Here is a 5,698-nt window from a genome sequence, read left to right on the forward strand (position 1 = left end):
GGCTGGCTCGCTGGGCCGCAGGTCCGGGCTCCGCCCGGCCCGTACGGCCGCCGGCCGCAGGCCCCCGGCTACGCCCGGTCCACCGGGCCGTGCCCGGTCCACCGGGCCTACGGCCCGGGTTTCGCCCTGCCCCCAGGCCTGTCACGACCGCCGGCCGCGGGCCCCCGGGCTTCGTCCGGTCCACCTCGCTGTGCCCCGCGCGGGCGGGCTGGCTCGCTGGGCCGCAGGTCTGGGCTCCGCCCGGCCCGTACGGCCGCCGGCCGCAGGCCCCCGGCTACGCCCGGTCCACCGGGCCGTGCCCGGCCCGCCGGGCCTACGGCCCGGGTTTCGCCCGGCCGCCGGGCCTGTCACGACCGCCGGCCGCAGGCCCCCGGGCTACGTCCGGTCCACCTTGCCGCGCCCCGCGCGAGCGGGCTGGGCTACGCCCGGTCCACCGGGCCAGGCTCGGCCCGCAGGGCGGCCGGGCCGGGCTTCGCCCGGGTCCCGGGGCGATCATGGCCGCCCGCAGGGTGCCGGCCGCGCCGGGCCACTGTCCGCGCCCGGGGGCGGGAGCCCCACCGTGGCTGGGGGCCGTCGTCGGCACACGCAGTGGCTCCCCGGGTGGCCGTACCCCACGGCCCTTCGAGCCGTTGCGCCCGGCAGGGCGCATACGCTGGGGTGGTGCAGGAGACCAGAAACGCATCGCTCGCGCCCCTGACCACCCTCCGTGTCGGCGGGCCCGCGCAGCGGCTCGTCGTGGCCGAGACCGACGACGAGGTGGTCGCCGAGGTGCGCGCGGCCGACGCCGCCGGCACTCCGCTGCTGGTGGTCGGCGGCGGCAGCAACCTGCTCGTCGGCGACGCCGGCTTCGCCGGCACCGCGCTGCGGATCGCCACCACCGGCTACCAGCTCGACGGCACCCGGCTCGAACTGGCCGCCGGCGAGAACTGGTCGGACGCCGTCGCCCGCACCGTGGACGCCGGCCTCGCCGGCGTCGAGTGCCTGGCCGGCATCCCGGGGTCCGCCGGGGCCACGCCGATCCAGAACGTCGGCGCCTACGGCCAGGAGGTCTCCTCCGTCATCACCGAGGTCGTCGCCTACGACCGCGCCACCCGCGCCACCGTCACCGTCCCCGGCGCCGAGTGCGGCTTCGCCTACCGGCACAGCCGGTTCAAGGCCGAGCCCGAGCGCTACCTCGTGCTCCGGGTGCGCCTCACCCTGGAGGACGCCGGCGGGCTCTCAGGACCCATCCGCTACGCGGAGGCCGCCAGGCTGCTCGGCGTGGCCCCCGGCGCCCGGGTGCCGGTCGGCACCGCGCGCGAGGCCGTCCTCAAGCTGCGCACCGGCAAGGGCATGGTGCTCGACCCCGAGGACCACGACACCTGGTCGGCCGGCTCGTTCTTCACCAACCCGATCCTGGACGACGCCCAGCACGCCGCCTTCCTGGCCCGCGTCGCCGACCGCCTCGGGCCCGGCGTCGAGCCGCCCGCCTACCCGGCCGGCACCGGCCGCACCAAGACGTCGGCCGCCTGGCTGATCGACCGGGCCGGCTTCGCCAAGGGCTACGGCACGGGCCGCGCCCGGATCTCCGGGAAGCACACCCTCGCGCTCACCAACCGCGGCGAGGCCACCGCCACCGACGTGCTGGCCCTCGCCCGCGAGGTCAGGGACGGCGTCGCGGCCGCCTTCGGCGTCACCCTGGTCAACGAGCCGGTGCTGGTCGGCACCACCCTGTAGGGAGCGCTCCGGTAGCGGGCCCTACACCGCCAGCCACTCGTCGATCTCGACCAGGATCTTCTCCCGCACGTCGTCCGGCGCCGCCGAGCCCCGCACCGACTGGCGGGCCAGCTCGGCCAGCTCGGCGTCCGTGAAGCCGTGGTGCGCCCGCGCGATCTCGTACTGCGCGGCGAGCCGTGAGCCGAACAGCAGCGGGTCGTCGGCGCCGAGCGCCATCGGGACGCCGGCCCGCCACAGCGTCCGCAGCGGCACGTCGGCCAGCTCCTCGTAGACGCCGAGCGCCACGTTGGACGACGGGCAGACCTCGCACGTCACCCGCGCCTCGGCGAGCCGCTCCAGTAGATAGGGGTCCTCGGCGGCCCGCACCCCGTGGCCGATCCGGCTGGCCCGCAGGTCGTCGAGGCAGTCCCGGACGCTCGTCGGCCCGGACAGCTCGCCGCCGTGCGGCACGGCGAGCAGCCCGCCGTCCCGCGCGATGGCGAACGCGCGGTCGAAGTCCCGTGCCAGGCCCCGGCGTTCGTCGTTGGAGAGCCCGAAGCCCACCACCCCGCGGTCCCGGTAGCGGACGGCCAGCCTGGCCAGCGTCCGCGCGTCGAGCGGGTGCCGGATCCGGCTGGCCGCCACCAGCACCCGCATCCCGAGGCCGGTCTCCTTGGCGGTGGTCTCCACCGCGTCCAGGATGATCTCCAGCGCCGGGATCAGGCCGCCGAGCCGCGGCGCGTACGAGGTCGGGTCGACCTGGATCTCCAGCCAGCGCGAGCCGTCGACCAGGTCCTCCTCGGCCGCCTCGCGCACCAGCCGTTGGATGTCCTCGGGCGCCCGCAGGCAGGCACGCGCCGCGTCGTAGAGCCGCTGGAAGCGGAACCAACCCCGCTCGTCCGTGGCCCGCAGCCGCGGCGGCCGGCCCCCGCTCAGCGCCTCCGGCAGGGTGACCCCGTACTTGTCGGCCAGCTCGAGCAGCGTGCCAGGGCGCATCGACCCGGTGAAGTGCAGGTGCAGGTGCGCCTTGGGGAGCGACCGGACGTCACGAACAACACGATCCATCTTCAGATCCTGCCGTATCTCCGCCGACGTCCGGTAGTCACATACCCCCCAGGGGGACTCTCCCGAACCTCAGTCCTGCGCTTCGGCCAGCAGCTTCTGGATCCGCGAGACGCCCTCGACCAGGTCGTCGTCGCCGAGCGCGTAGGAGAGCCGCAGGTAGCCGGGGGTGCCGAACGCCTCACCCGGCACCACGGCCACCTCGGCCTCCTCGAGCAGCACCCCGGCGAGCTCCAGGCTGTTCGCCGGCCGCCGGCCCCTGATCTCCTTGCCGATCAGCGCCTTGACCGACGGGTAGGCGTAGAACGCGCCCTCCGGCTCCGGGCAGTCGACGCCCTCGATCTCGTTCAGCATCCGCACGATCGTGCGACGCCGCCGGTCGAACGCGGACCGCATCTCCGCCACCGCCGTCAGGTCGCCGGAGACGGCCGCCAGCGCCGCCGCCTGCGCGACGTTGCTCACATTGGAGGTGGCGTGCGACTGGAGGTTGGTGGCGGCCTTCACGACGTCCTGCGGGCCGATCAGCCAGCCCACCCGCCAGCCGGTCATGGCGTACGTCTTGGCCACGCCGTTGACGATCACGCAGCGCTCGGCCAGCTCGGGCACCAGCGCCGGCAGCGAGTTGAACTCGGCGTCGCCGTACACCAGGTGCTCGTAGATCTCGTCGGTCAGCACCCACAGGCCGTGCTCAGCGGCCCAGCGGCCGATCGCCGCCGTCTGCTCCCGCGAGTACACGGCGCCGGTCGGGTTCGAGGGCGAGACGAACAGCAGCACCTTGGTGCGCTCGGTGCGGGCCGCCTCCAGCTGCTCCACGCTCACCCGGTAGCCGGTGGTCTCGTCGGCCACCACCTCCACCGGGACGCCGCCGGCCAGCCGGATCGACTCCGGGTAGGTGGTCCAGTACGGCGCGGGCACGATCACCTCGTCGCCCGGGTCGAGCAGCGCGGCGAACGCCTCGTAGATCGCCTGCTTGCCGCCGTTGGTCACCAGCACCTGGGACGTCGCGTACGTCAGGCCCGAGTCGCGCAGCGTCTTGGCGACCAGCGCCTCCTTCAGCTCCGGCAGCCCGCCCGGCGGGGTGTAGCGGTGGAACCGCGGATCGCGGCACGCCTTCACCGCCGCCTCGACGATGTAGTCGGGGGTCGGGAAGTCGGGCTCACCGGCCCCGAAGCCGATCACCGGACGCCCGGCGGCCTTGAGGGCCTTCGCCTTGGCGTCCACGGCGAGCGTGGCGGACTCGGAGATCGCGCCGACCCGGGCCGAGACCCGGCGCGCTTCGGCAGCTGAGGAGGTTGCGGCACTCATAGGGGCATCGTCGCAGACGTGGAACGGCAGTGACACATGGGTTCTCCCAAGCTTCTCCCGGGCTCTCCCCGGCTCTTCCGGCGTTCTCCGGTCGATCGGGGGCCCGTTGTCCCCACTACCCGTTCGACGGGCGGCGATTCACCACGTACACTCCACTGCGGTGGTGCAGCCGATGCGGTACGTTGTCGGGCACCACGCGGCAAAGGGTCGTAGCTCAATTGGTAGAGCACTGGTCTCCAAAACCAGCGGTTGGGGGTTCAAGTCCCTCCGGCCCTGCTACACGTAAGGTGAACAGCCGTCCGGGTGGCCGGGCGGCCTTTGACCATGACCGGGATCAGGTGAGGACGAGTGGCTGGGATCACAGACTCCGTGGAGACCCCCGAGCCCCAGCCCCAGGGGGAGGGCACCGGCAAGCGCCGCGGCCGGCGCGCCAAGCGTGGGCCGCTGGGTCGGCTCGCCCTCTTCTACCGCCAGGTCGTCGCCGAGCTCCGCAAGGTCGTCTGGCCCTCGCGGCGCCAGCTCTCGACCTACACGACGGCCGTGATCGTTTTCGTGATCGTCGTCATCTGCATCCTGACCGTGATTGACTTTGGATTCAGCCGAGGCGTGGAGTACGTCTTCGGCTGACGTTTCACCTCCGTGTCTGAGTCAGGAAGAAGCAGCTACCGTGTCTGACCCGAACCGCAATGACGCCGCGTCCGCCGAGGTCGAGGGCGAGGACACCGCGCGTGACATTGTCGAGGCAGCGGACACCGTCGATCCGACCGAAGCTGCCGACGCCGCGGCCGGCGAGCCCGCCGAAGAGGCCGCGGAGCACGTCGAGGACGAGCCCGCCGTCGCCGACGACGAGTCCGAGCCCGAGCCCGAGCCGGCCGAGGAGCCGGTGGACCCCGTGGCCCAGCTCCGCGAGGAGCTCCGGGTGCTGCCCGGCGAGTGGTACGTCGTCCACACCTACGCGGGCTACGAGAACCGCGTGAAGACCAACCTTGAGCAGCGGGCCGTCTCGCTCAACGTCGAGGACTACATCTTCCAGGTCGAGGTGCCGCAGGAAGAGGTCGTCCAGATCAAGAACGGCGACCGCAGGACGATCAAGCAGAACAAGCTGCCCAGCTACGTGCTGGTGCGGATGGATCTGACCAACGAGTCCTGGGGCGTGGTCCGCAACACCCCGGGCGTCACCGGCTTCGTGGGCAACGCCTACGACCCGTACCCGCTGACGCTGGACGAGATCGTCAAGATGCTGGCCCCCGAGGTCGAGCAGAAGGCCGCCGCCGAGGCGGGCGTGGAGGGCGCCGCCGCGGGTGGCCGCAAGGTCGAGGTCCAGGTCCTGGACTTCGAGGTCGGCGACTCGGTCACGGTGACGGACGGCCCGTTCGCGACGCTCCAGGCGACGATCAACGAGATCAACCCGGACTCGAAGAAGGTCAAGGGCCTCGTCGAGATCTTCGGCCGCGAGACGCCGGTCGAGCTGAGCTTCGACCAGATCCAGAAGAACTGACCCACGCGGCGACGGCCGGGGGATCCTCCCCCACCCACCCACCCTTTCCGCAGGCCCGCAGGGGCCCCGACCAAGCGGCTTCGCCGCCTGGTCGGGGCCCCTGCGGCCGTGTCGGCCTGCGGCCGTGCCGCGCCCACC

At 73.3% G+C, this 5,698-nt stretch carries 5 protein-coding genes and 1 tRNA gene; 4 read left to right on the plus strand and 2 right to left on the minus strand.

The features are described from left to right. The first annotated feature begins 660 nt into the window (after positions 1–660). Positions 661–1,716: a UDP-N-acetylmuramate dehydrogenase gene (locus ACYVPE_RS38985; RefSeq protein WP_461038588.1), complete on the plus strand. Its 1,056-nt coding sequence runs from the start codon at positions 661–663 to the stop codon at positions 1,714–1,716. Positions 1,717–1,737: 21 nt separating this feature from the next. Here the strand turns inward: ACYVPE_RS38985 and ACYVPE_RS38990 are convergent, their stop codons facing one another. Together ACYVPE_RS38990 and ACYVPE_RS38995 are read right to left on the minus strand one after the other, a co-directional pair. After that, the gene (locus ACYVPE_RS38990; protein WP_461038589.1) at positions 1,738–2,760 is read right to left on the minus strand and encodes an adenosine deaminase; all 1,023 of its coding nucleotides are present in this window, start codon (positions 2,758–2,760) and stop codon (positions 1,738–1,740) included. A gap of 69 nt (positions 2,761–2,829) precedes the next feature. Beyond that, positions 2,830–4,062, minus strand: a complete 1,233-nt coding sequence (locus ACYVPE_RS38995; RefSeq protein ID WP_461038590.1) for a pyridoxal phosphate-dependent aminotransferase — start codon at positions 4,060–4,062, stop codon at positions 2,830–2,832. 203 nt (positions 4,063–4,265) lie between these two features. On the opposite strand from ACYVPE_RS38995, the gene ACYVPE_RS39000 reads away from it, so the two are divergent. From ACYVPE_RS39000 to nusG, 3 genes are all read left to right on the plus strand, one after another. Further along, positions 4,266–4,338 (plus strand) — tRNA-Trp (locus ACYVPE_RS39000). 81 nt (positions 4,339–4,419) lie between these two features. Beyond that, on the plus strand, positions 4,420–4,689 hold the full coding sequence (gene secE, locus ACYVPE_RS39005; protein WP_461038592.1) for a preprotein translocase subunit SecE: 270 nt from the start codon (positions 4,420–4,422) through the stop codon (positions 4,687–4,689). A gap of 40 nt (positions 4,690–4,729) precedes the next feature. Next, complete coding sequence (gene nusG / locus ACYVPE_RS39010; protein ID WP_461038591.1) at positions 4,730–5,560, plus strand: transcription termination/antitermination protein NusG; 831 nt, start codon at positions 4,730–4,732, stop codon at positions 5,558–5,560. Positions 5,561–5,698 lie beyond the last annotated feature (138 nt).

It is taken from the genome of Streptomyces mayteni, assembly GCF_054783955.1.

What these genes read in the sequence shown, in the direction of transcription:
- ACYVPE_RS38995 (WP_461038590.1), bottom strand. Translation starts at nt 4,062, where the DNA reads ATGAGTGCCGCAACCTCCTCAGCTGCCGAAGCGCGCCGGGTCTCGGCC.
- ACYVPE_RS38990 (WP_461038589.1), bottom strand. Translation starts at nt 2,760, where the DNA reads ATGGATCGTGTTGTTCGTGACGTCCGGTCGCTCCCCAAGGCGCACCTG.